Annotated in this window: 22 protein-coding genes; 16 read left to right on the top strand and 6 right to left on the bottom strand. The window is 72.3% G+C overall.

Annotated elements, in window-relative coordinates:
• Positions 1-3 precede the first annotated feature (3 nt).
• Both OG295_RS11370 and nudC read left to right on the top strand, forming a co-directional pair.
• The gene (locus tag OG295_RS11370; protein ID WP_371676764.1) at positions 4-1413 is read left to right on the top strand and encodes a dipeptidase; all 1410 of its coding nucleotides are present in this window, start codon (positions 4-6) and stop codon (positions 1411-1413) included.
• Between the two features lie 89 nt (positions 1414-1502).
• Positions 1503-2456 carry an NAD(+) diphosphatase gene (gene nudC / locus OG295_RS11365; RefSeq protein ID WP_371676763.1) on the top strand — a complete coding sequence of 318 codons (954 nt, stop codon included), beginning with the start codon at positions 1503-1505 and terminating at the stop codon, positions 2454-2456.
• Between the two features lie 76 nt (positions 2457-2532).
• Here nudC and OG295_RS11360 read toward each other — a convergent pair whose 3' ends face one another.
• Complete coding sequence (locus OG295_RS11360; RefSeq protein ID WP_266842139.1) at positions 2533-2793, bottom strand: mycoredoxin; 261 nt, start codon at positions 2791-2793, stop codon at positions 2533-2535.
• Between the two features lie 229 nt (positions 2794-3022).
• Here OG295_RS11360 and OG295_RS11355 point away from each other — a divergent pair, with 229 nt between their 5' ends.
• The 5 genes from OG295_RS11355 (at position 3023) to OG295_RS11335 (ending at position 6890) form a co-directional block, all read left to right on the top strand.
• Positions 3023-5191 carry an ATP-dependent DNA helicase UvrD2 gene (locus tag OG295_RS11355; protein WP_371676762.1) on the top strand — a complete coding sequence of 723 codons (2169 nt, stop codon included), beginning with the start codon at positions 3023-3025 and terminating at the stop codon, positions 5189-5191.
• 167 nt (positions 5192-5358) lie between these two features.
• Complete coding sequence (locus tag OG295_RS11350; protein WP_371676761.1) at positions 5359-5676, top strand: hypothetical protein; 318 nt, start codon at positions 5359-5361, stop codon at positions 5674-5676.
• Positions 5677-5859: 183 nt separating this feature from the next.
• Complete coding sequence (locus OG295_RS11345) at positions 5860-6231, top strand: WhiB family transcriptional regulator (protein ID WP_030225917.1); 372 nt, start codon at positions 5860-5862, stop codon at positions 6229-6231.
• Positions 6228-6560 (top strand): hypothetical protein, encoded by a 333-nt coding sequence (locus tag OG295_RS11340; RefSeq protein ID WP_371676760.1) that lies wholly within the window; start codon positions 6228-6230, stop codon positions 6558-6560. Before OG295_RS11345 ends, OG295_RS11340 begins: the two co-directional genes overlap by 4 nt.
• Positions 6561-6683: 123 nt before the next feature.
• A complete protein-coding gene (locus OG295_RS11335) occupies positions 6684-6890 on the top strand; it encodes a hypothetical protein (RefSeq protein WP_371676759.1) in 207 nt (68 codons plus the stop codon).
• A gap of 31 nt (positions 6891-6921) precedes the next feature.
• Here the strand turns inward: OG295_RS11335 and OG295_RS11330 are convergent, their stop codons facing one another.
• Both OG295_RS11330 and OG295_RS11325 read right to left on the bottom strand, forming a co-directional pair.
• Positions 6922-8250 carry an ABC1 kinase family protein gene (locus tag OG295_RS11330; protein ID WP_371676758.1) on the bottom strand — a complete coding sequence of 443 codons (1329 nt, stop codon included), beginning with the start codon at positions 8248-8250 and terminating at the stop codon, positions 6922-6924.
• A gap of 138 nt (positions 8251-8388) precedes the next feature.
• Positions 8389-9495, bottom strand: coding sequence for a ThiF family adenylyltransferase (locus OG295_RS11325; RefSeq protein ID WP_371676757.1), 1107 nt, complete (start codon positions 9493-9495; stop codon positions 8389-8391).
• A 285-nt stretch (positions 9496-9780) separates the two neighbouring features.
• Between OG295_RS11325 and OG295_RS11320 the strand changes: the two genes are divergently transcribed.
• The 4 genes from OG295_RS11320 (at position 9781) to OG295_RS11305 (ending at position 13641) form a co-directional block, all read left to right on the top strand.
• Complete coding sequence (locus OG295_RS11320) at positions 9781-10320, top strand: M48 family metallopeptidase (RefSeq protein WP_266842148.1); 540 nt, start codon at positions 9781-9783, stop codon at positions 10318-10320.
• Positions 10321-10451: 131 nt separating this feature from the next.
• Positions 10452-12158, top strand: a complete 1707-nt coding sequence (locus OG295_RS11315; RefSeq protein WP_371676756.1) for a TerD family protein — start codon at positions 10452-10454, stop codon at positions 12156-12158.
• A 29-nt stretch (positions 12159-12187) separates the two neighbouring features.
• Positions 12188-12868, top strand: a complete 681-nt coding sequence (locus OG295_RS11310; RefSeq protein ID WP_266844018.1) for an AIM24 family protein — start codon at positions 12188-12190, stop codon at positions 12866-12868.
• Positions 12869-12885: 17 nt separating this feature from the next.
• Positions 12886-13641 (top strand): AIM24 family protein, encoded by a 756-nt coding sequence (locus OG295_RS11305; RefSeq protein ID WP_266842151.1) that lies wholly within the window; start codon positions 12886-12888, stop codon positions 13639-13641.
• Between the two features lie 72 nt (positions 13642-13713).
• Here the strand turns inward: OG295_RS11305 and OG295_RS11300 are convergent, their stop codons facing one another.
• Positions 13714-14244: an NUDIX hydrolase gene (locus tag OG295_RS11300; protein WP_371676755.1), complete on the bottom strand. Its 531-nt coding sequence runs from the start codon at positions 14242-14244 to the stop codon at positions 13714-13716.
• Complete coding sequence (locus OG295_RS11295; RefSeq protein ID WP_371676754.1) at positions 14241-15641, bottom strand: zinc-dependent metalloprotease; 1401 nt, start codon at positions 15639-15641, stop codon at positions 14241-14243. Before OG295_RS11295 ends, OG295_RS11300 begins: the two co-directional genes overlap by 4 nt.
• A 192-nt stretch (positions 15642-15833) precedes the next feature.
• On the opposite strand from OG295_RS11295, the gene OG295_RS11290 reads away from it, so the two are divergent.
• The 4 genes from OG295_RS11290 to OG295_RS11275 all read left to right on the top strand — a co-directional run bounded on the left by OG295_RS11290 (position 15834) and on the right by OG295_RS11275 (position 19243).
• Entirely contained in the window at positions 15834-17000 is a 1167-nt protein-coding gene (locus OG295_RS11290; protein ID WP_356211373.1) for an SDR family oxidoreductase, read from the top strand.
• A 119-nt stretch (positions 17001-17119) separates the two neighbouring features.
• Positions 17120-17581, top strand: a complete 462-nt coding sequence (locus OG295_RS11285) for a molybdenum cofactor biosynthesis protein MoaE (protein ID WP_371676753.1) — start codon at positions 17120-17122, stop codon at positions 17579-17581.
• A gap of 167 nt (positions 17582-17748) precedes the next feature.
• Positions 17749-17955: a hypothetical protein gene (locus OG295_RS11280; protein WP_266842160.1), complete on the top strand. Its 207-nt coding sequence runs from the start codon at positions 17749-17751 to the stop codon at positions 17953-17955.
• Between the two features lie 199 nt (positions 17956-18154).
• Complete coding sequence (locus tag OG295_RS11275; protein ID WP_371676752.1) at positions 18155-19243, top strand: PDZ domain-containing protein; 1089 nt, start codon at positions 18155-18157, stop codon at positions 19241-19243.
• Positions 19244-19295: 52 nt separating this feature from the next.
• Here the strand turns inward: OG295_RS11275 and OG295_RS11270 are convergent, their stop codons facing one another.
• Entirely contained in the window at positions 19296-19868 is a 573-nt protein-coding gene (locus tag OG295_RS11270) for a PPA1309 family protein (RefSeq protein WP_371676751.1), read from the bottom strand.
• Between the two features lie 158 nt (positions 19869-20026).
• Between OG295_RS11270 and OG295_RS11265 the strand changes: the two genes are divergently transcribed.
• The gene (locus OG295_RS11265) at positions 20027-22921 is read left to right on the top strand and encodes a UPF0182 family protein (protein ID WP_371681165.1); all 2895 of its coding nucleotides are present in this window, start codon (positions 20027-20029) and stop codon (positions 22919-22921) included.
• The last annotated feature ends 12 nt before the right edge of the window (positions 22922-22933 follow it).

The following is a 22933-nucleotide window of genomic DNA, read 5'->3' as shown; positions in this document are numbered from 1 at the left end:
GCCATGAGCGAAACCCTGCCGGACAGCGTCGTCCGCACGTACATCGACACCCACCGCGCGGCCTTCCTCGACGACCTCGCCGAGTGGCTGCGCATCCCGTCCGTCTCGGCCCAGCCCGAGCACGCGGGCGACGTGCGCCGCAGCGCGGATTGGCTCGCGGCGAAGCTCAAGGGGACCGGCTTCCCGGTCACCGAGGTCTGGCCGACCCCCGGCGCGCCCGCGGTCTTCGCGGAGTGGCCCAGCGAGGACCCGGCGGCCCCGACCGTCCTCGTCTACGGCCACCACGACGTCCAGCCCGCCGCCCTCGCGGACGGCTGGCACACCGAGCCCTTCGAGCCGGTGGTCCGCGACGGCCGCATGTACGGCCGCGGCGCGGCCGACGACAAGGGCCAGGTCTTCTTCCACACCCTCGGCGTGCGCGCCCACCTCGCGGCCACCGGCGCCGCGGCCCCCGCGGTGCACCTCAAGCTGCTGATCGAGGGCGAGGAGGAGTCCGGCTCCCCGAACTTCCGCGCCCTCGTCGAGGAGCGCGCCGAGCGCCTCGCCGCCGACGTCGTGATCGTCTCCGACACCGGCATGTGGTCCGAGACCACCCCCACCGTCTGCACCGGCATGCGCGGCGTCGCCGACTGCGAGATCGACTTCCACGGCCCCGACCAGGACATCCACTCGGGCGCCTTCGGCGGCGCCGTGCCCAACCCGGCCACCGCCGCCGCCCGCCTCGTCGCGGCCCTGCACGACGAGGACGGCCGGGTCACGATCCCGGGCTTCTACGACGGCATCGCCGAGCTCGGCGACACCGAGCGCGCGCTGATCGCCGAGCTGCCCTTCGACGAGGCCGAGTGGCTCCGTACGGCCAAGTCCCACGCGGCCGCCGGCGAGGCCGGGTACTCCACCCTGGAGCGCGTCTGGGCCCGCCCGACCGCCGAGGTCAACGGCATCGGCGGCGGTTACCAGGGCCCCGGCGGCAAGACCATCGTGCCCGCCTCGGCGCACCTGAAGCTGTCGTTCCGCCTCGTCTCGGGGCAGGACCCGTACGAGGTCGAGGCGGCCGTCCGGGACTGGGTCGCGGCCCGCGTGCCCGCCGGGATCCGGCACTCGATCGTCTTCGGCGCCCCCACCCGGCCCTGCCTGACCCCGCTGGACCACCCCGCGCTGCAGTCGGTCGTCCGCTCCATGGGCCGCGCCTTCGGGCAGCGGGTCCGCTTCACCCGCGAGGGCGGTTCGGGCCCGGCGGCCGACCTCCAGGACGTGCTGGACGCCCCCGTCCTCTTCCTCGGCATCTCCGTGCCGTCCGACGGCTGGCACTCCCCGAACGAGAAGGTCGAGCTCGACCTCCTCCTCAAGGGCGTGGAGACCACCGCCTACCTGTGGGGCGACCTCGCCGAGCACTGGAAGCCCGCGACCGCCTGACACACCCGCACCGCACCGCACCGCACGCACCGCACCGCACGCACCGCACCGCACCCGAGCAGCCTGCCTTGTCCCACACACCGGGGGAGTTGGAAGTACCTGTGAGCACCCATACCGAGCCCGAGCGCCCGATCTCGCTCGCCGAGCCCAGCGGAATCGACCGCGCCGCGCACCACCGCCTCGACGAGGCGTGGCTCGCCGCCGCCTGGAGCCACCCGACGACCCGCGTCTTCGTCGTCTCCGGCGGCCAGGTCCTGATCGACGACACCCCCGACGGCGGCACCGCCATCGTGATGACCCCGGCCTTCGAGGCCCCGGTCACCGAGACCCACCGCTACTTCCTGGGGACGGACGAGGACGGCGTACGGTACTTCGCGCTGCAGAAGGACTCCCTGCCGGGCCGCATGGACCAGTCCGCCCGCCCGGCCGGACTGCGCGAGGCCGGGCTGCTGCTCTGCCCGCGCGACGCCGGGCTGATGGTCCACGCGGTGGCGCTGGAGAACTGGCAGCGCATGCACCGCTTCTGCTCCCGCTGCGGCGAGCGCACGGTGGTCGCGGCCGCCGGGCACATCCGCCGCTGCCCGGGCTGCGGCGCCGAGCACTACCCGCGCACCGACCCGGCCGTGATCATGCTGGTCACGGACGAGCAGGACCGCGCGCTGCTGGGCCGCCAGGTGCACTGGCCCGAGGGCCGCTTCTCGACGCTGGCCGGGTTCGTGGAGCCGGGCGAGTCCATCGAGCAGTCGGTGATCCGCGAGGTGTGGGAGGAGGCGGGCGTCAAGGTCGGCACGGTCGAGTACGTCGCCAGCCAGCCCTGGCCGTTCCCGTACAGCCTGATGCTGGGCTTCACCGCCCGGGCCGTCAGCTCGGAGATCACGGTCGACGGCGAGGAGATCCAGGAGGCCCGCTGGTTCTCCCGGGAGGACCTGCGCGCCGCGATCGAGGCCGGCGAGGTCCTGCCGCCGTCGGGCATCTCCATCGCGGCCCGCCTGGTCGAGCTCTGGTACGGCCAGCCCCTCCCGAAGCCGTCCACGACCGTCTGACGGCCGCCACCGGCACGCAGAAGGCCCCCGCCGAGGCGGGGGCCATTCTGGGGGCCGGGGCCGGGGCCGGGGCCGGTCAGACGGCGAGGGCCTGCTTGACCTGGGCCAGGCTCGGGTTCGTCATGACGGACTCGCTGCCGGCGGAGGACTTCACGAGCACGGTGGGGACGGTCTGGTTGCCGCCGTTGGCCTGCTCCACGAACTTCGCGGACTCCGGGTCGAGCTCGATGTTGATCTCGTTGTACGCGATGCCTTCCCGGTCCAGCTGCTTCTTCAGCCGGTTGCAGTAGCCGCACCAGGTGGTGCTGTACATCGTGACGGTGCCCGTGTCCTGCATGCTCGCTCCTCTGGGAGGTCTCGGTGGACCGGGTCTCGGTGATCGGTCCGAACAATCGAACGTCCCCCGCCCCCGAGCCATTCCCGGCACGGGGGACGGGACGGCCGGTGTGACGGATCCGACTGCTGCGGACGCTCCGGCTGGTGGGGCCGGTGCGACGGTATGACGGACGCCCCTCACCTGTGGACGGTCATCCCGTCCGCCCCTCGGGACCTGGCAGCATGGCGGGGTGACAGCAGCAACGCACTCCTCAGTTTCCCCGGCCGACGCAGACGCCGCGGACGCCGTGCTCCTGGGCCTGGACCCGGAGCAGCGCGAGGTCGCCACGACCCTGCGCGGCCCGGTGTGCGTGCTGGCCGGAGCCGGTACCGGCAAGACCCGCGCGATCACCCACCGCATCGCGTACGGGGTCCGCTCGGGGCGGCTGATGCCGGCCAGCGTGCTCGCCGTCACCTTCACCAACCGTGCCGCCGGGGAGATGCGCGGCCGCCTGCGCGCCCTCGGCGCGGGCGGGGTCCAGGCCCGCACGTTCCACTCCGCGGCCCTGCGCCAGCTCCAGTACTTCTGGCCCCGCGCCATCGGGGGCGAGCTGCCCCGGCTCCTGGAGCGCAAGATCCAGTTCGTGGCCGAGGCCGGCGCCCGCTGCCGCATCCGCCTCGACCGCAACGAGCTGCGCGACGTCACCGGCGAGATCGAATGGGCCAAGGTCACCCAGACCGTGCCCGCCGACTATCCGGCCGCCGCCCTCAAGGCCGGCCGCGAGGCCCCCCGGGACCTGGCCGAGATCGCCCAGATCTACGGCACGTACGAGCAACTCAAGCGCGACCGCGGCATGATCGACTTCGAGGACGTGCTGCTCCTCACCGTCGGCGTCCTCCAGGACCGCCACGACATCGCCGATCAGATCCGCGCCCAGTACCAGCACTTCGTGGTGGACGAGTACCAGGACGTCAGCCCGCTCCAGCAGCGCCTGCTCGAACTGTGGCTCGGCGACCGCGACAGCCTGTGCGTCGTCGGCGACGCCAGCCAGACCATCTACTCCTTCACCGGGGCCACCCCCGACCACCTGCTCGACTTCCGCACCCGCTATCCGCAGGCCACCGTGGTCAAGCTGGTCCGCGACTACCGTTCCACCCCCCAGGTGGTCCACCTGGCCAACGGCCTGCTGGGCCAGGCCAGGGGCAGGGCCGCCGAGCACCGCCTGGAGCTGGTCTCCCAGCGCGAGCCCGGCCCCGACCCGGCCTACGCCGAGTACCCCGACGAGCCCGCCGAGGCCGAGGGCGTGGCCGGCCGGGTCCGGGACCTGATCGCGGCCGGCGTCCCGGCCGGCGAGATCGCCATCCTCTACCGGATCAACGCCCAGTCCGAGGTGTACGAGCAGGCCCTGGCCGATGCCGGGGTCCCCTACCAGCTGCGCGGGGCCGAGCGGTTCTTCGAGCGGGCCGAGGTCCAGAAGGCCGTCCTCGCCCTGCGCGGAGCCGCCCGCTCCGGCGGCAGTGACGACCCCCTGCTGCAGGACGTGGTGGAACTGGGCTCCCAGGTCAGGGCCGTGCTCAGCTCCACCGGCTGGACCGCCGAGCCGCCCGCCGGCTCCGGAGCCGTGCGCGACCAGTGGGAGTCCCTGGCCGCGCTGGTCCGCCTCGCCGAGGACTTCGCCCGCAGCCGGCCGGGCGTGACCCTGGCCGACCTCGCCGTCGAACTCGACGAGCGCAAGGCCGCCCAGCACGCGCCGACCGTCCAGGGCGTCACCCTCGCCTCGCTGCACGCCGCCAAGGGCCTGGAGTGGGACGCCGTGTTCCTGGTCGGCCTCACCGACGGCATGATGCCGATCACCTACGCCAAGACCGACGAGCAGGTCGAGGAGGAGCGCCGGCTCCTGTACGTCGGGGTCACCCGGGCGCGGCACCACCTGACCCTCTCCTGGGCGCTCTCCCGGGCTCCGGGGGGCCGGGCCTCCCGTCGCCCCAGCCGCTTCCTGAACGGCCTGCGGCCGGGCTCCGTGGCCCCCGGCAGTCGGCCGGGCGGGCCCGAGGCGGGAGCCGCCCGCAAGCGCGGCCGCCGCGGACCGGCGCTGTGCCGGGTCTGCGGCAGGACCCTCACCGAGGCCGGCGAGATCAAGCTGATGCGCTGCGAGGACTGCCCGTCCGACATGGACGAGGGCCTCTACGAACGGCTGCGCGACTGGCGTGCCGGCCAGTCGAAGCTCCAGGGGATGCCCGCGTACTGCGTGTTCACGGACAAGACCCTGATGGCCATCGCCGAGGCCGCGCCCGCCGAGGCGGGGGAGCTCTCGATGATCTCCGGCGTGGGTGGCCGCAAGCTTGAGCGGTACGGGGCCGATGTCCTGGCCATCTGCGCAGGCCAGGAGCCTGTGGGCGCGGATCCTGACGACGCGTAGAAACTCGTCGGAAAAATAGTTTGCACATGCCCGGCGAATCCCCATAGGTTCTTAGCAACGGAAACGGTGGCTTCTCCGAAGCCCCGGATCCGTGCTGTACTTATCCGAATACGCATGGGACAGGCCTCCGGGCCGAGTCCCCGAGACGCCGAGAGGAGGCGAGACCAGTGACCAGCTTCATGACCTTCACCAAAATGACCGATCGCTCGGTCGACGCTTCCTGCCTGCTCGGTTCCGTCTCCCTCCTGGGTACCGGTCTGTCCGCGATTTCCGCTGACCGGCCCGCCCTGCTGGCGACCCTTGCGGTCAGCGAGCGCAATGAGCGACCGACCCAGGCACCGGTGGCAGTACTGGAAGCCCAGGCGCATGGCGCCTATGGCTTCGCGGCCGCAGCCGGTGCCGGATCCCAGACGCAGACGAAGAAGCACCAGCACCACCTGATGTGGGCCTTCCGCGGGCTCGAACCCTGGAGTGATCCAGCCTGATCGCATGATCAGGCCGGCGCCTTCAGGGCCGCGGAACCCCACCCGGGATCCGCGGCCCTTCTGTTTGTCCCCGAACGGGGACGACGGAGCGAAGGGGCCTCGGGACTGGCAAGACCAGGTACCAAGCCGCGACCGGCCAACCGGCCGGAACGACTAGTCGAACAAGACGAGGAAGAAAACACCGTGCAACTCGAAGCGCACGCCCCGTCCGTACCGCAGAACCGAACGATCTCCCCGCCCGCAGTCCCGGAGGACTCCACCTTGACCCCCCTCACCGCGCTCACCGCGCTCGACGACGCCATCGAGAACCTCGGCGTACCCGTCCCCTGCCGCACCTTCGACCCCGAGGTCTTCTTCGCCGAGTCCCCGGCCGACGTCGAGTACGCCAAGTCCCTCTGCGGCACCTGCCCGCTGGTCGAGGCCTGCCTCGCCGGCGCCCAGGAGCGCCGCGAGCCCTGGGGCGTCTGGGGCGGAGAGCTCTTCGTCCAGGGCGTCGTGGTGGCGCGCAAGCGTCCCCGTGGCCGTCCGCGCAAGAACCCGGTTGCAGCGGCATGACCGCCATCGGAACCATCGACCGCCCCCTGACGCGCGACCCCCTGAAGCAGGCCCCCATGTCCCCCTACGCCACCACGAGCGAGCAGCCGCACGGCTCCGCCACCGCAGACTTCATCACCGCCGGCGCGATCACCTCGCGTCAGAACAGGACCCGCGAAATGCAACTCATCCCAGAAGCCATGGCCCGTGCCCATATGGACGACCGCATGCGTGAGGCGGACGCCGAGCGTCACGCCCTGCGCCTGGTCGCAGCACGGCGCATGCAGCGCAGGGCCGAGCGCGTCTCCATGCGCGCCCGGCGCGCGCTCGCCATGGCCGTCATGCACTGAGGCTCGCCGAGCCACCGGGTCACCGAGCGGGTGACCCGGCCCCCGGGGGGACCGGTCCGAACGGACCGGTCCCCCCGGTGCGTTGCGGGCCCCGGACGCCCTCCGCGGGGATATCGTCTGGAGGTGGACCAGCAGACTCCCCACCCCGACCCTCCGGGACCCGGGGCCCAGCCCGTCGTCTGCGCGCGCTGCGGCGCCCGCTCCCCGGACGGAGCCCCGCCCACCTGGACCTGTTCGGTGGAGAACGGCACCAGACAGTACTTCTGCGTCGACTGCGCGCGGGCCAACCTCCGGGCCATCGAGGGCCGCCTCGACTCCTCCTGGTGGTGACCCCGGCCGCCACCGGGCCGGCCCCGGGGACTCAGTCCTCGGGCAGGAACCCCGGCAGCCAGGACTCCAGTTCGTCGCGCAGCCGCACCGTCGAACCCAGCTGACACAGCACCCCGATGGTGCTCAGCGTCACCCGGTGGATCAGCAGGTACGAGGGCGGCAGGTTGATCTGCCGCCCCAACTGGTGTGCGGGGGAGCGGGGATCGGCGATCCGCGCCGCCTGCCCGCGCAGCCACGGCCGGGTGAAGGTGAACTCGTCCGCCTCGGCGGGCTCGATGATCGGCTTGAGGTAGTCGAGCACCGCGTCCGGGTCGAGTTCGATGGACTCCTTCACGAACCCCTCGGCGCACAGGTGGCCGTAGACCCCTTCGGCGTCCCCGTCCAGGGTCAACCGCAGCGACCGGCCTATGGGCTTGGGCCAGCCGCCCGGCAGCCGGTCGACCGTGCCGAAGTCGAGCACGCCCAGCCGCACCCGGCCGTCCGCCCCCTCGATCAGCCGGAAGTTGCCCGGATGCGGATCGGCGTGCAGCAGCCCCGTGCGCGCGGGCCCCGAGAAGAGGAACCGGGCCAGCAACTGCCCTGCTCGGTCACGCTCCTCCCGCGTGCCGTCGGCGATCACCTCCGACAGCGGGGTGCCCTCCATCCACTCCGTCACCAGCACCTGGTCGCCCTGGTGCACCACGTCCGGGACCACCACGTCCGGGTCGGCGTCGAAGGCGTCCGCGTGCGCGCGCTGCGCCTCGGCCTCCAGCTCGTAGTCCAGCTCCTCCGCGACCCGGTCGCGCAGCTCGGTGATCAGCGGCTTCACGTCCATGCCCGGGATCAGCGGCCCGAGCAGTCCGGCGAAGCGGCTCAGCTGCTTGAGGTCCGACAGCAGCGCCTCTCCGGCCCCCGGGTACTGGACCTTGACCGCCACCTGCCGGCCGTCGTGCCACACCGCCCGGTGCACCTGCCCGATGGAGGCGGCCGCGGCGGGCTTGTCCTCGAACTCCTCGAACAGCTCCCGCCAGTCCTCGCCGAGCCGCTCCGCCAGCACCTGGTGCACCCGCGCCGTCGGCAGCGGCGGGGCCGCCTCCTGAAGCTTCGTCAGCGCCGCCCGGTACGGGCCCGCGACCTCCTCGGGAAGCGCCGACTCGAACACCGACAGGGCCTGCCCGAACTTCATGGCACCGCCCTTCAGCTCGCCGAGCGTGCGGAACAACTGCTCGGCGGTGCGCTGCTGGAGCTCCCGGGCGACGATCTCGGCCGACTTCCCGCCGATCCGCTTGCCCAGCCCCCAGGTCGCCCGGCCGGCGATGCCGAGCGGCAGCGCGGCCAGCTTGACGGTACGGGTGACCGCCTTCCGGGGAAGATCAGACATATGCCCCTCCAGTTCCCAGACGGCTGCGCCGCGAGCGGCGGATCCGGGACGGCCCCTCGGCCCCCGACGCATCCTGTCACGAGCCCCCTCGCCCGCGGACCCGGGCACCCGCCCCCGGTCCGCCGCGACTCCGGCCGTTCACGACCGCACCGCCGGGGCGGCCACGGCGGGCGCCGCCGCACAGGGACAGTCCGGATGGGGGCGCAGCGGGGACCGCTCCCAGTGCGCCCCCGGAAGGGCGGCCTCCCAGCGGGCGGCGGTGGAGGCGGGCAGCTCTCCGTCGAGGAAGGCCAGGGCGTGTGCCGCGGCCAGCCCCGCCACCGCCGTGGACAGCCCCACGTCGCAGGCCCCCGAATCCCGGCGGCGGTGCGCCGACCGCCACTGGACCAGCATCCTCGGCCAGGCCGGATCCCGGTCGACGCGGTCGCGCTCCATGCATCCGGCGCAGGCCGTGGCACCCGGCAGCACCAGCGGGCCGACCAGCCCCGTCCCCTCCAGCACCCCCGCGTACAGGTGCGGGGTGCCCGTGGTGACCCAGTCGGCCGCAGCGGCCGGATCGGGGGCCCACGCCTGCAGCCCGTCCCGGGGCGCGACCACCACCAGAGCCGGGCCGGGCTCCGGCCCTTCGGGATCCCCGGCGCGCGGAGGCCTCCCCGGCGCCGACCCCCGTACCAGGGCCCTCGCGGCCTCGGCCCGCAGCCGGCCCACATCGGCCGGACCGAGCCCGCCGGGCGCCACGTCGGCCACGGTCACCCGGCCCCCGTCGAGCACGTCGACCGCCCCGACCCCCGCCGACGCCAGGACGGCGGCGACCACCGCCCCCACCCGGCCGCTCCCGCGCACCTGGACCCGTATCGCCCGGCGTGCCGCGAGGCCCCGTAAGTCACCGCCCGGTTCACGGTGGACCAGTGAGAGCGAGCCCAGATCGGGCCCGAGCCGCTCCAGGGCCTCGGGGCGGCGCCGCACCGCCTGGGCCCGCGGCCCTCCCGCGGTGACGTCGTCGAGCAGCCCGGCGCGCGCGAGCCGCCGCACCAGCTCGTCCACCTGCCCCTCCGGGAGCCCCATCCCCCGGGCCTCGGTCCGCAGCAGGTCCATGCCCCGCGTGCCGTCGATCCGGTCGATCAGAGAGCCCGTGGCCGTGTCGACCGGCCCGAGCACCACCGCGTGCGCGGGCGTCACACCGAACTGGACCGTCTGCAGATCCCTCCAGGCCCGGGCCAGGGCCGGCTTCACCTTCGGATACACGGCTTCCCCCTCGTGGTGCGTCCCGACGCGCGGCCGGGGACCACCGTCCCTCCGCCGCGCCTTCTCTTCTTCCGACACCATGCCCGTCTTCCGCCGGGCGTGCGGGAGTTTGTCCACAGGTGAGGTGTATTAGGTATATGAGATGGATATCGGTGGCCTGTGAGAGGGAGAACGGACCCCCTCCGGCACCCCGTTCGGGCCCCCTCCGGCATCGCCCGCGCCTCGATCCTGTTCGAACGGCGGACGCGCGGGACTTCCGACACGACGACCGGGTACCTTCGAGGCGTGTCCGCCGACCCACCCCAGCGCGCCGTGGAAGTCCGCCGGAGCGCGCGCCGCCGCAGGACCGTATCCGCCTACCGCGAGGGTGACCGGACGGTCGTGCTGATCCCTGCCCGGATGTCCGAGGCGGAGGAGCGGCGCTGGGTGGGCGTCATGCTGGACAAGCTCGCCGCCCAGGAGAGCAAGCGCACCCTCGGCGACACGGAACTCACCGAACGCGCCGAGCACCTGTCGGAGCAGTACTTCGCCGGCCGCGCCCGCCCCCGCTCGGTCCGCTGGGTCACCAACCAGAACACCCGCTGGGGCTCCTGCACCCCGGCCGAGGGCAGCATCCGCCTCTCCCACCGCCTGCAGGGCATGCCGGAGTACGTCGTCGACTACGTGCTGCTCCACGAGCTGGCGCACCTCCTGGTGCCCGGCCACGGCCCCCGCTTCTGGGAGCTGCTGGACGACTACCCGAAGACGGAGCGGGCCCGCGGATTCCTCGAAGGCGTGGTCGCCGCGGAACGCCTCCCCCGGATTCCGGGCGCCCGCGAGGAATGACCTTCTGTCACGGAACGCGATTGTGTACCGGGTCGGTACCGGCTTGGCCGGATGTCCGCGGGAGCCGTTAGCCTGAGCGGCACGCATTCAGCGGTACGCATTCACAGTCGGGATGGGGGACGGTCGGACGTATGGCCAGGGAATTCCAACGCGGCCACAAGGCCAAGATCAGTGATCTGACAGCGGGCACCGATCTGTACGTGGGCGTCCAGATCGCCGGGCCCGGGCTCACCTTCGACATCAGCTGCTTCGGCCTCGACGCCAACGAGCAGCTCTCGGACGACCGTTACTTCGTCTTCTACAACCAGCCGAAGTCGCCCGAGGAGTCCATCCAGCAGCTCGGCCCGCAGGCCGGTGACACGGAATCCTTCCGGGTGACCCTCGACCGCGTGCCGGCGGCCGTCCGGAAGCTGTCCTTCAGCGCCACCCTCGACGGGGCCGGCCAGATGTCGCAGATCGGCCCCGGCTACATCCGCATCGTGGCCGGCGGCGAGGAAGTCGTCCGGTACTCCTTCACCGGCTCCGAGTTCAGCACCGAACGCGCGCTGATGATCGGCGACCTCTACCTGAAGGACGTGTGGCGCTTCGCCGCCGTCGGCCAGGGCTTCGACGGCGGACTCGCCGCGCTGCTGAAGAACTTCGGCGGCGAGGTCGCCGAGGAGGAGGAGCAGCCGGCGCAGCAGCAGGTGCCGGCCCAGGCCCCGCCGCAGCCCGCCGCGCCCGGCTTCGCCCCGCCCCCGCAGACGGCCGCCCCGGCTCCGGCCTTCGCCGCCCCCGCCCAGCAGCAGCCGCCGCAGCCCCAGCCGCCGCAGCCCGCGCCCTACGCGGCCCCGCCGCAGCAGCCCCAGCCCCCGGCCCCCGCACCGGTGCACTCGGCGCCGACCATGATCGCCCCGCTGGCCCCGCCCGCCCCCGCGGCCCCGTACGGCCAGCCGCCCCACCCGCCGCAGCAGCCCGGCCCGCCCTCGTACGGCGGCCAGCAGCAGCCGCACCCCTCGTACGGCGCCCAGGTCCCGCCGCCCGCCCCGGCCCCCGCGCCCTACGGCCAGCAGCCGCAGCCCTCGTACGGCCAGGTCCCGGGCCAGCAGTACGGTCAGCAGCCCGGCTACGGCCAGCAGCAGCCGGCCTACGGCCAGCAGCCCCCGCCCGCCTACGGCCAGGCCCCGCAGGCCGCCGGCCACGGCCTCGCCGCCGCCCTCCAGCCGTACAAGGAAGCCCCCACGGGCGCCCGCTGGACCCCGCAGAACCAGCAGCTCATGCGGGTCGACCTGTCGATGGGCGGCCAGCCCGTCCTCGCCCGCCAGGGCAGCATGGTCCTCTACCAGGGCAAGGTCGACTTCAGCTACAAGGGCGCGGGCTTCGCCGGCCGCATCGTCGGCAACGCCACCGGCCAGGAGATGCAGCTGATGCGCTGCTCGGGCCGCGGCCAGGTCTTCCTCGCCGAGAACGGCGCCCACCTGCACGCCATCGAGCTCCAGGGCGACGGCATCTGCGTCTCCGCCGAGAGCGTCCTCGCCTTCGACGAGTCCCTCCAGCACGAGGTCCGCCGGATCGAGGGCCACGGCATCCCCGGCGGCGCCCTGTTCACGATGCTCTTCCAGGGCTCCGGCACGGTGATCGTCAAGACGCACGGCGCCCCCGTCGTCCTCCCCGTCACCCCGACCACCTTCGCGGACAGCAACGCCATCGTCGCGTGGTCGGCCGCCTCCCAGGTGATCATTTCCAGCCAGGTGCGCCTGCGGCGCAACGCCTACCCCGGCCACAGCGGGGAGACCGTGAACCTCCAGTTCCGCGGCGCTCCCGGCAACTTCATCGTCGTCCAGCCGTACGAGGTCTGAGGGAGCCCCACATGAACGCCATGAACGCAATGAACCAGCAGCTCGCGGGCTACGCCCCCACCCCCGTCACGGCCCGCATGGAGAACCACGGCCGCGCCATGCTCAAGGTCGCCATGCAGAGCGGCCAGGACCTCTTCGCCCGCACCGGCTCGATGGTCGCCTACGAGGGCTTCGTCCAGTACGAGCCCAACCCCCCGGCCGTGCGCCAGATGGCCTCGCAGTGGCTGACCGGCGAGGGCGCCCCGCTGATGAAGTGCACCGGCGACGGCCTGCTCTACCTCGCCGACTACGGCGCCGACGTCGTCTGCGTCAACCTCAACAACGACGCCCTCTCCGTCAACGGCACCAACCTCCTCGCCTTCGACGCCCACCTCAAGTGGGGCGTCGAGCGGGTCAAGGGCATGGCGAAGTTCGCGGGCCAGGGCCTGTTCAACGTCCAGGTGTCCGGAACCGGATGGGTCGCCATCACCTCCCGCGGCACCCCGATCGTCGTCGACTGCGGCCGCGGCGAGGACGAGACCTACGTGGACCCGGACGCGCTCGTCGCCTGGTCCCCGAACCTCAAGGTCAAGGGGAAGCGCAGCTTCAAGGCCTCGTCGATGATCGGCCGGGGCAGCGGGGAGGCCTACCAGATGGCCTTCTCGGGCCAGGGCATCGTCGTCGTACAGCCCAGCGAGGACAGCACCGACCGGCTCCGGACCCGGGGCTGAGGGGGAGCGGACACATCATGCAGAGCTCACTTTTCGGCTACGCGGAAGCGCAGTCCCAGGACCGGTACACCGTCCAGAACCCGCAGCTCCTGCGGGTCTCGCTGACCGGTTCCGACGACGTCCTCGCCCGCAAGGGCGCGATGGTGGCCTACCAGGGCATCGTCGACTTCGACGGCGAGTACCAGAGCACCACCCAGCGCACCGCCCGCGCCCGCACCGGCGAGGGCCTGGACCTGATGCGCTGCTCCGGGCAGGGCACCGTCTACCTGGCCAACCTCGCCCAGCACGTCCACGTCGTCGACGTGGACCAGGACGGCCTCACCGTCGACAGCAGCTACGTGCTGGCCTTGGACTCCACCCTGCACACCGAGGCCATCGCCGTCGACAGCCAGTACGGCATCTCCGGCTCCGGCAAGTACCAGCTCAACATCAGCGGCCGCGGCAAGGTCGCGCTCATGACCTCCGGCCAGCCGCTGATGATGCAGGTCACCCCCGACAAGTACGTCAACGCCGACGCCGACGCCATCGTCGCCTGGTCCACCTCCCTGCGCGTGCAGATGCAGGCCCAGACGCACTCCACCGGCGTGTGGCGGCGCCGCGGCAACACCGGAGAGGGCTGGGAGCTCAGCTTCCTCGGCACCGGCTTCGCGCTGGTCCAGCCCAGCGAGCTGCTCCCGCCGCAGAACGCCCAGCTCGGACAGGGCATGGCCGCCCAGTACGGCATGGGCCAGCACGGCGCCCACGCCCAGAACCAGAACAACGCCTGGAACTGAGCCATCGCACCCCGCGCGACGGCGGAGGGGGCCGGTCCGCCCGGACCGGCCCCCTCCGCCGTACCGGCGGCCCTACGCGCCCAGGCGCGCCCGGGTCGCCTCCAGCAGCCGCACCACCGAGGTGTCGGCCACTGCCGCCACCTCCTCGTACGGGAACCAGCGCAGGTCCAGCGACTCCTCGCTGATCTCCGCCACGGCACCGGCCGGAGCCAGCGCCGCGTACTGCACGTCCAGGTGCCAGTTGCAGGGCGCCGGGATCGGATGCCGGTCCAGGCGCACCGGCCCGCCCGGCAGCAGGGTCAGCCCGGAGGCGATCCCCGACTCCTCGGCGGCCTCGCGCAGCGCCACCCCGGCGAGCGTGGCGTCGCCCGGCTCGCAGTGCCCGCCCATCTGGAGCCACATGCCGAGCTTCTTGTGCAGGGTCAGCAGGACGCGCCCGCGCTGCGGGTCGACGACCAGCGCGCTGCCGGTGACGTGACCGGCCCCGCAGGGCTTGTAGACCCCGTCCGGGTGGGCGGCCAGGTGCTCCAGGTACAGGTCGCGGAGCTCGGGCTGGTCCTCGTACCGCTTCAGGACGAGGACCGCGTCTTCGTGCAGGCTCACTTCTTCTCGTCGCCGTCCTGGTCGCCGCCGCGGCCGTCCTCGTCGCGCTTGCGGGCGGCCTCGCCGAGCATCTTGTCGATCTCGGAGAAGTCCAGCTGCTCGCGGTGGACGAAACCGTCCGGGTCGTCCAGGTCGGAGGCGGTCGGCAGCATGTCCGGGTGCTCCCACAGTCCGTCGCGGCCGTCCACCCCGCGCGCGTCCGTGAGCGAGGCCCACAGCCGCGAGGCGTCGCGCAGCCGCCGCGGACGCAGCTCCAGCCCGATCAGCGTCGCGAAGGTCTGCTCCGCCGGGCCGCCCGAGGCACGGCGCCGGCGCATGGTCTCGCGCATCGCGTCGGCCGAGGTCAGACGGGGCTTGGCCGCCTCGTGCACGACCGCGTCCACCCATCCCTCGACCAGCGCGAGCGCCGTCTCCAGGCGGGCCAGCGCGGCCTTCTGCTCCGGGGTGTCCTGCGGCTGGAACATGCCGCCCTGGAGCGCCTCCTGCAGCTGCTCCGGGTTCGACGGGTCGAGCTGGCCGACCACGTCCTCCAGCTTCGAGGTGTCCACCTTGATGCCGCGGGCGTAGCCCTCGACCGCGCCGAACAGGTGCGAGCGCAGCCACGGCACGTGGGCGAAGAGCCGGGCGTGGGCCGCCTCGCGCAGGGCCAGGTACAGCCGGACCTCGTCGGAGGGGACGCCGAGGTCCTTGCCGAAGGCCTCGATGTTCAGCGGCAGCAGCGCCGCCCGCCCGGCCGGACCGAGCGGCAGCCCGATGTCGGTGGATCCGACGACCTCGCCGGCGAGCGTGCCCACGGCCTGGCCGATCTGCTGGCCGAACATGGCCCCGCCCATGGAGCGCATCATCCCGAGCAGCGGGCCCGCCATGGCCTGCATCTCCTCGGGCAGCACGCTGCCCATGGCCGTGCCGACGCGCTCGGCGACCGGGTCGACGAGCTCCTTCCACACGGGCAGGGTCGCCTCGACCCACTCGGCGCGGCTCCACGCCACGGCCGCGTTGGCGCCGGACGGGAGGGAGGTCACCCCGTCCAGCCACAGGTCGGCGAGGCGCACGGCCTCCTCGACGGCCGACTTCTCGGCGACGCCGACGCTCACGTCCTTCACGCCGTCCGCGGTGCCCTGGGCGACGGTCTGGCGGGCGATGTCCTTGGCCATGTCCCAGTTGACCGGACCGCCCTCGTAGCTCAGCATCTGGCCGAGCTGCTGGAAGGCGGCGCCGAGGTCGTTCGGGTTCATCGAGCCGAACATCGCGGCGAAGGGGTTGTCCGCACCGGCGGGGAGGCCGCCAGGGCCGAACCCGAACGGATTCGCGGGACCGCCCTGCCCGCCCTTCTTGCCCTCGTCGCCGTTCTCCGGCTCCTCCGGCGGAAGGCCGAATCCGAATGGGGTGTCGCTCACGGGTTTCCTCGGCTCGTAGGGCCGTCGGCGGGAGCCGACGGGCAATGGTCCGACAACACCACCCAGCGTAGACACCACTCCCGCTTCCGGGCTCGGTGCTCCGCCGACTCCTGGGCTGCGGCAGGATGGACATCACCTGGTGGGTACGCGTCACGACGCGTCCCCACTGAAGACAACCGCTGGAGACGCCCGGTGAGTTCCCCAGATCCGCAGGCTCGCGCGCCGCACGACGCCGAAATCCGCCCCGAGCACGGCGACAGCGCCCCCGGCGTTCGCCAGTCGCGAAACCAGGCCGAACCGCGACGGCGCAGCCCCGTGATCGCGGTGACCGGCGCCGCGTCCGGGGTCGGCGCGGCCCTGGTCGCCCGGCTCGCCGTGTCCGACGAGGTCAAGCAGGTCGTCGCCATCGACGAGCGGCGCGGGGACTGCGCGTCCGCGCAGTGGCACGTGCTGGACGTACGGGACCCCGCGATCGCGGAGAAGCTGCGCGGCGCGGACGTCGTGGTCCACCTCGCGCTGGACCTCGACCTGGAGACCGACCCCGCGGCCCGTACCGCGTACAACGTACGCGGAACCCAGACCGTCCTGACCGCCGCCGCGGCGGCCGGCGTGCACCGGGTCGTGCTGTGCACCTCCGCGATGGTCTACGGGGCCCTCCCAGACAACGACATCCCGCTCTCGGAGGACTCCGAGCTGCGCGCCACCGCCGAGGCGACCGGTGTCGGCGACCTGCTGGAGATCGAGCGCCTGGGCCGCCGGGCCCCGCGCGCGCACCCCGGGCTGAACGTGACGGTGGTCCGCCCGGCGGTGCTGGTCGGCGGCACCGACACCGCCCTGACCCGGTACTTCGAGTCCCCGCGCCTGCTCGTCGTCGCCGGATCCCGGCCCACCTGGCAGTTCTGCCACGTGGAGGACCTGGTCAGCGCCCTGGAGTACGCGGCGCTGGAGAAGGCCGAGGGCGAGCTGGCCGTCGGCTGCGAGGGCTGGCTGGAGCAGGAGGAGGTCGAGGAGCTGAGCGGCATCCGCCGCATGGAGCTGCCCTCGGCTGTCGCCCTGGGCGCGGCCGCGCGGCTGCACCGGATCGGCCTGACCCCCTCCCCGGCCGGGGACCTCGCGTACACGATGCACCCGTGGGTGGTCAGCGTCAGCGGGCTGCACGCGGCGGGCTGGCGGCCCCGCTGGACCAACGAGGAGGTGCTCGCCGAGCTGCTCCAGGAGGTGGCGGGCCGGCACACCGTCGCGGGCCGCAGGCTGGGGCGCAAGGACGCCGCCACCGCCGCCGGCGCCGCGGGTGCGACGGTGGCCCTGCTGGGCGCCGCCGCCGCGGTCCGCCGGGCCCGCCGGCGCCGGGGCATCTGAACCGGACCGGTGCCCCGCCCCGCGGGGCGGGGCTCCTGTAGGAGGCTCCCAACCGGGCGGGCCGGGCCCGGGCGAATCGGCTATTCCACCACCCCGGCCGCTAGGGCACGATGGAAGACATGGCACCGCACTTGGACCACCCCGGCGAGCAGGCCGCTCCGGACCCGATCCGGCTGCTCGAGATCCGTGACGCCCCGCTCTCCATCGACGAGGTCTTCCGGGCCGTCGGCGACGACGCGACGGGCGGCACGACCCTCTTCGTCGGCACGGTGCGCAACCACGACGGCGGCGCCGACGTGGACTCGCTCGGCTACTCCTGCCATCCCACGGCGGAGGCCGAGATGCGGCGCGTCGCCGACCGGGTCATCGAGAAGTACCCGGTCCGCGCGCTGGCCGCGGTCCACCGCGTCGGCGACCTGGCCGTGGGCGACCTCGCCGTGATCGTCGCCGTCTCCTGCCCGCACCGCGGCGAGGCCTTCGAGGCCTGCCGGATGCTGATCGACGACCTCAAGCACGAGGTCCCGATCTGGAAGCACCAGACGTTCTCGAACGGCACGGAGGAGTGGGTCGGCGCCTGCTGACGCGGACGGCCGCGAACGGGTACCCCGGGCGCCGGGGTCTCCCCGCCGGGGAGTAGCCTCACACCCGTTCGGCCGCGCAACACGCCCTCGATTTGCGTAACCCCCTCCCGGGCACGAGCGTTGAAGCCATCGACGACACGTACTTTTCGGGGCAGGGAGGCACGTCCATGGCGTCACTGGCGTGGTTGCTGATTCCGCTGTTCGCCGCGATCGGGGCGGCGATATGGGGCAGCTGGGCGGCACGCGACCGCACTCAAGGCGACATATCCGAGCTCGCCGGCTACGCGAGGTTCCGCGAGGTCATGGACGAGGTCGACCGGGCCCATCGGGCCCGTATGAAAGAAAAGGCGCACTCCGGTTCCGACGCCGTCTGACGCGTCCCGAGAGTCCCGCCGGGAAGCACCGCCGGACGGTTGCGCGGGGAGACACCGCGGGAAGGCACCGCGGGGGTACCGCGAGCCCCTCCGCCGGAAGGTTCGGCTCCGCTGAGAATCACCTGAGAGTTCCGCCCGGGGGCCCCGTACGGACCGGCCCCGGGGGCCGCCCGCAGAGGCCGTCACGTACTGTCGAGCCATGCCACGCCGCACCGCGACGATGCTCGCCTCCTTCCTCGTGCTGTTCGCGCTGCTCTGCGTAGGAGTGTTCGTCAGGGTCCCGTACTCGGAGATGAGCCCGGGCCCCACCGTGAACACGCTCGGCGACTCGCGCGGCGAGCCGGTCCTGAACATCTCGGGCCGCAAGACGTACCCGACCAGCGGTCACCTCAACATGACCACGGTCCGCGTCACCGGCGCGGACTACGACATGAACCTGCTGGAAGCGGTCTACGGCTGGGTGGCCGGCGACAACATCGTCGTGCCGCACGAGAACCTCTATCCGAACGGCAAGACGGACAAGGAGTCGACGCAGGAGAACGCCGAGGAGTTCAGCCAGTCGCAGGAGAGCGCCAAGGTGGCCGCCCTCAAGCAGCTCGGCATCCCGGTCACCGCCCGCGTCATCGTCTCCACCGTCGTCAAGGGCAGCCCCTCCGAGGGGAAGCTGCACGCCGGGGACGTGATCAAGGACGTGGACGGCGCCCCGGTCAACGAGCCGGGCGACGTGGCCAAGCTCGTCACCAAGCACAAGCCCGGGGAGCCGGTGGAGTTCACCATCGTCCCGGCCGCCGACGCGGCGGCGGCCGAGAAGGAGAACCGCGAGCCCACCGGCAGCACCAAGGTCACCATCACCGCGGGCAAGGCGCCCGACGACGGCCACGCCATCGTCGGCATCCGGGCCGGGACCGACCACGCCTTCCCGTTCCCGATCGACATCAAGCTCGCCGACGTCGGCGGCCCCAGCGCCGGGCTGATGTTCGCCCTCGGCATCGTCGACAAGCTCACCCCGCAGAGCCTGACCGGCGGGAAGTTCATCGCGGGCACCGGCACCATCGACGACACCGGCAAGGTCGGCCCCATCGGCGGCATCCAGATGAAGACCATCGGCGCCCGCCAGGCCGGCGCCGAGTACTTCCTCACCCCGGCCGAGAACTGCGCCTCCGCGTCGGAGCACACCCCCGACGGCCTGACCCTGGTCAAGGTCTCCACCATCGACGACGCCACCAAGGCCCTGGAGAAGATCGGCAAGGGGGACACGGCGGGTCTGCCGCGGTGCACGAAGTCCTGACCGCCGGACCCCGCCGCACCCGGACCCGCCGGGTCCCGCCCGGCCGGCCCGACTAATCCAGGAAGGTCGCGGCCAGGGCCTCGGCCAGGCCCGGCACCAGGGTCGCCCCGGTCAGCACCTCGCTGGAGGAGTCCTTCTCCCGCAGCCGCACGGCCGACTCCCGCGACCCGTCGCGCAGCACGCCCACCGTCAGGCGGACCTCCTGCCGGTCGGGGTGCCCGGCGACCCACTTGGCCAGCTGCTTGTCGCTGAGCCCCTCCGGTACGGAGGCCTCCGCGGACGGCGGCAGCATCAGCCGCTCCACGGTCAGGGCGCAGCCGACGATCGCGTCGGGCCACGCGATGGTCCCCAGGAACTTGTCCAGCGGCATCCCGGCCGGGACCTGGTCCTGCTCGATCGGGGTCAGCTGGCTCTTGCCGGCGTCGTCCTGGTCGAGGCCCAGCTGGTTCGCGAGGCCCGGCTCCGAGCGGCGCAGGCGGGCCGTGTCGACCAGGGCGAAGAGCCGGGCGGGCTTGTCCCAGCCGAGGGTGGAGGCGTACTCGTCGATTTCGAGGACGGCGCGGGTCAGCGGACCGGCCGCCATCGGGGTGCCGGGGGAGGGAGAAAGGTTGGACATGGACAACATCCTGCCTCCTTTCTCCCCGATAGCGGGAACTGACTAAAGCCTCAGTAAGTTGCATGAGTGGGCCCTACGATCGGGGGCCCAGCTTTGGACACTTTTCCAGTACGCCAGAGACCGACCAGACCACAGCGACTTTCGAGGTGCGCACCTTGGCTTTCCAGATGCCGGACCGCGGCGGAGGCCCCTCCGGGCCACGGATGAGAGTCGGCCGCCCCTCCCGGCGCGCCCGGACTCTTCTGATGACCCTGGGCGTCCTGGCCGTCCTGGCCATGGCGTTCATCATGTTCGCCGGGTTTTGGACGGACTGGCTCTGGTTCCGCTCCGTCAAGTACTCGACGGTCTTCACCACCACCCTGTGGACCAAGATCGGCCTCTTCGCCGTCTTCGGTCTGCTGATGGCCGGTGCCGTCGGGTTCAACATCTGGCTGGCGCACCGGCTGCGGCCGCCGCTCAGCGCGATGTCGATGGAGCAGCAGAGCCTCGACCGCTACCGGATGAGCGTCGCCCCGTACAAGAAGTGGCTGCTCCTGGGCATCGCCGCGGTCGTCGGACTGATCGCGGGCGCCTCGGCGGCCGGCCAGTGGAAGACCTGGCTGATGTACGTGAACGGGGTGCCCTTCGGGCGCAAGGACCCCCAGTTCGGCCTGGACGTGTCGTTCTACACCTTCGACCTGCCCTGGTACCGCTTCCTGCTCGGCTTCGGCTTCGCCGCCGTCGTGCTCTCGGTGATCGCCGCCGTCGTCGTGCACTACCTGTACGGCGGCCTGCGCGTGACCAGCCCGGGTGCCCGGGCCACCGCCGCGGCGACCGGGCACCTGTCGGTGCTGCTCGGCCTCTTCGTGACCTTCAAGGCCGTCGCCTACTGGCTCGACCGGTACGGCCTCGCCGTGAAGTCCAGCGACTTCAAGGCCGCCGACAACTGGACCGGCCTGCGGTACGTCGACGCCAACGCCTACCTGCCCGCGAAGACGATCCTCGTCGCCATCGCGGCCATCTGCGCGCTGCTCTTCTTCGCCACCCTGTGGCGCCGCACCTGGCAGCTGCCGGTCATCGGCTTCGGCCTGATGGTCCTGTCGGCGATCCTGATCGGCGGGCTCTACCCGGCGATCGTGCAGAAGTTCCAGGTCCAGCCGAACGAGCAGGCCAAGGAATCCCCGTACGTCGAGAAGAACATCAAGGCCACGCGCGACGCCTACGGGATCGCCGGCAGCGACGTCAAGGACTACCCGGGCGTGCCCACCCCCGGCACGAACAAGGACCAGCTGCGCAAGACGGCGGACACCACCGCCAGCGTCCGGCTCCTCGACCCGAACATCGTCTCCCCGGCCTTCCAGCAGCTCCAGCAGGTCAAGGGCTACTACGCCTTCCCGTCCACGCTCGCCGTGGACCGCTACAGCGGCCAGGACACGGTCATCGGGCTCCGCGAGCTGAACATCGGCGGCATCCCGAAGAACAACTGGATCAACGACCACTTCCGCTACACGCACGGATTCGGCGTGGTCGCCGCCAAGGGCAACACCGCCACCGACAAGGGCGCCCCCGACTTCACCCAGTCCGACCTGCCCTCCAAGGGCATGTTCGGCACGGACTTCGAGCAGCGCATCTACTACGGCGAGCAGACGAAGCAGTACTCGATCGTCGGCGGTCCGCAGAAGGAGCTCGACTACTCGGACGACAAGGGCGAGAAGGAGACGAGCTACAAGGGCGACTCCGGCGTCAACCTCGACAACCCGGTCAACCGGGCCGCGTACGCGCTCGCGTTCAGCGAGCCGCAGATCCTGTACTCGGGCGCCATCGGCGAGGGCTCGCGGATCCTCTACAACCGCACCCCCAAGGAGCGCGTCGAGGCCGTCGCACCCTGGCTGACCATCGACGGGGCCCCGTACCCGGCGGTCGTCGACGGCCGGATCAAGTGGATCGTCGACGCCTACACGACGACGAACGGCTACCCGTACGCCTCGCGCACCACGCTGGGCGACAGCACCGCCGACTCGCTGACCAACAGCCAGCGCGCGGTGGTGGCCCAGGAGAGCCAGGTCAACTACATCCGCAACTCGGTGAAGGCCACCGTCGACGCGTACGACGGCACGGTCAGCCTGTACCAGTGGGACACCGAGGACCCGGTCCTGAAGACCTGGATGAAGGCGTTCCCGGGCACGGTGAAGCCCAAGAGCGCGATCGACAAGGCGCTCATGGACCACCTGCGCTACCCGCAGGACCTCTTCAAGGTCCAGCGCGAGCTGCTCACCCGGTACCACGTCACCGACCCGCAGACCTTCCTCAGCGGCAGCGAGGCCTGGCAGGTCCCGGACGACCCGACCACCAAGGCCGGTACGGCGGTTCCGCCGTACTACCTGTCGATGAAGATGCCGGCGCAGAAGGAGAAGGACCAGGTCTTCTCCCTCACGACGACCTTCACGCCGAACGGCCGGGACAACCTCAGCGCCTTCATGGCGGTCAACGCGGATCCGGGCACCCCGGACTACGGCAAGATCAGACTCCTGAAGCTGCCGACCAGCAGCCCGGTCGACGGCCCCAAGCAGGTCCAGAGCAAGTTCAACTCCGAGCCGAAGATCGCGGAGTCCATCCGTCTGCTGCGCGGCGGTGACTCCGAGGTCGAGTACGGGAACCTGCTCACGGTCCCGCTGGACGGCGGCATGCTCTACGTGGAGCCGGTGTACGTCCGCAGCTCCGGGCTCAAGTACCCGCTGCTGCGCAAGGTGCTCGTGACCTACGGCGGGCAGACGGCCTTCGAGGACACCCTGGAGAAGGCGCTGAACGTGGTCTTCGGGGCCGAGGCCCCCACCACGCCCACCACGCCGACGCCCCCGACGACGACCCCGCCGGGCGAGGGCACCGTCACTCCGCCCACCGCCCAGGACCCGACGGTCAAGGCGGCCCTGGAGGACGCCCAGAAGGCCATCGACGCGGCGGAGAAGGCCCGGCAGTCCGGCGACTGGACGGCCTACGGCAAGGCCCAGGACGACATCAAGGCCGCGCTGAAGCGGGCGATCGACGCCGAGGCGAAGCTGACGGCGCCCAAGACGGGCGGCTAGGCACCCACGTGG

The sequence above is a fragment of the Streptomyces sp. NBC_01276 genome (assembly GCF_041435355.1).
GTDB lineage: Bacteria > Actinomycetota > Actinomycetes > Streptomycetales > Streptomycetaceae > Streptomyces.
Note: the sequence above shows the minus strand (reverse complement) of the source record. Positions and strands in the feature narration are given on the sequence as shown.

Bases quoted from the DNA above. Each gene is read 5' to 3' on its own strand.
- OG295_RS11370 (WP_371676764.1), top strand. From the start codon at position 4: ATGAGCGAAACCCTGCCGGACAGCGTCGTCCGCACGTACATCGACACC.
- OG295_RS11360 (WP_266842139.1), bottom strand. From the start codon at position 2,793: ATGCAGGACACGGGCACCGTCACGATGTACAGCACCACCTGGTGCGGC.
- OG295_RS11340 (WP_371676760.1), top strand. From the start codon at position 6,228: ATGACCGCCATCGGAACCATCGACCGCCCCCTGACGCGCGACCCCCTG.
- OG295_RS11330 (WP_371676758.1), bottom strand. From the start codon at position 8,250: ATGTCTGATCTTCCCCGGAAGGCGGTCACCCGTACCGTCAAGCTGGCC.
- OG295_RS11315 (WP_371676756.1), top strand. From the start codon at position 10,452: ATGGCCAGGGAATTCCAACGCGGCCACAAGGCCAAGATCAGTGATCTG.
- OG295_RS11310 (WP_266844018.1), top strand. From the start codon at position 12,188: ATGAACCAGCAGCTCGCGGGCTACGCCCCCACCCCCGTCACGGCCCGC.
- OG295_RS11305 (WP_266842151.1), top strand. From the start codon at position 12,886: ATGCAGAGCTCACTTTTCGGCTACGCGGAAGCGCAGTCCCAGGACCGG.
- OG295_RS11285 (WP_371676753.1), top strand. From the start codon at position 17,120: ATGGCACCGCACTTGGACCACCCCGGCGAGCAGGCCGCTCCGGACCCG.
- OG295_RS11280 (WP_266842160.1), top strand. From the start codon at position 17,749: ATGGCGTCACTGGCGTGGTTGCTGATTCCGCTGTTCGCCGCGATCGGG.
- OG295_RS11275 (WP_371676752.1), top strand. From the start codon at position 18,155: ATGCCACGCCGCACCGCGACGATGCTCGCCTCCTTCCTCGTGCTGTTC.
- OG295_RS11270 (WP_371676751.1), bottom strand. From the start codon at position 19,868: ATGTTGTCCATGTCCAACCTTTCTCCCTCCCCCGGCACCCCGATGGCG.
- OG295_RS11265 (WP_371681165.1), top strand. From the start codon at position 20,027: ATGCCGGACCGCGGCGGAGGCCCCTCCGGGCCACGGATGAGAGTCGGC.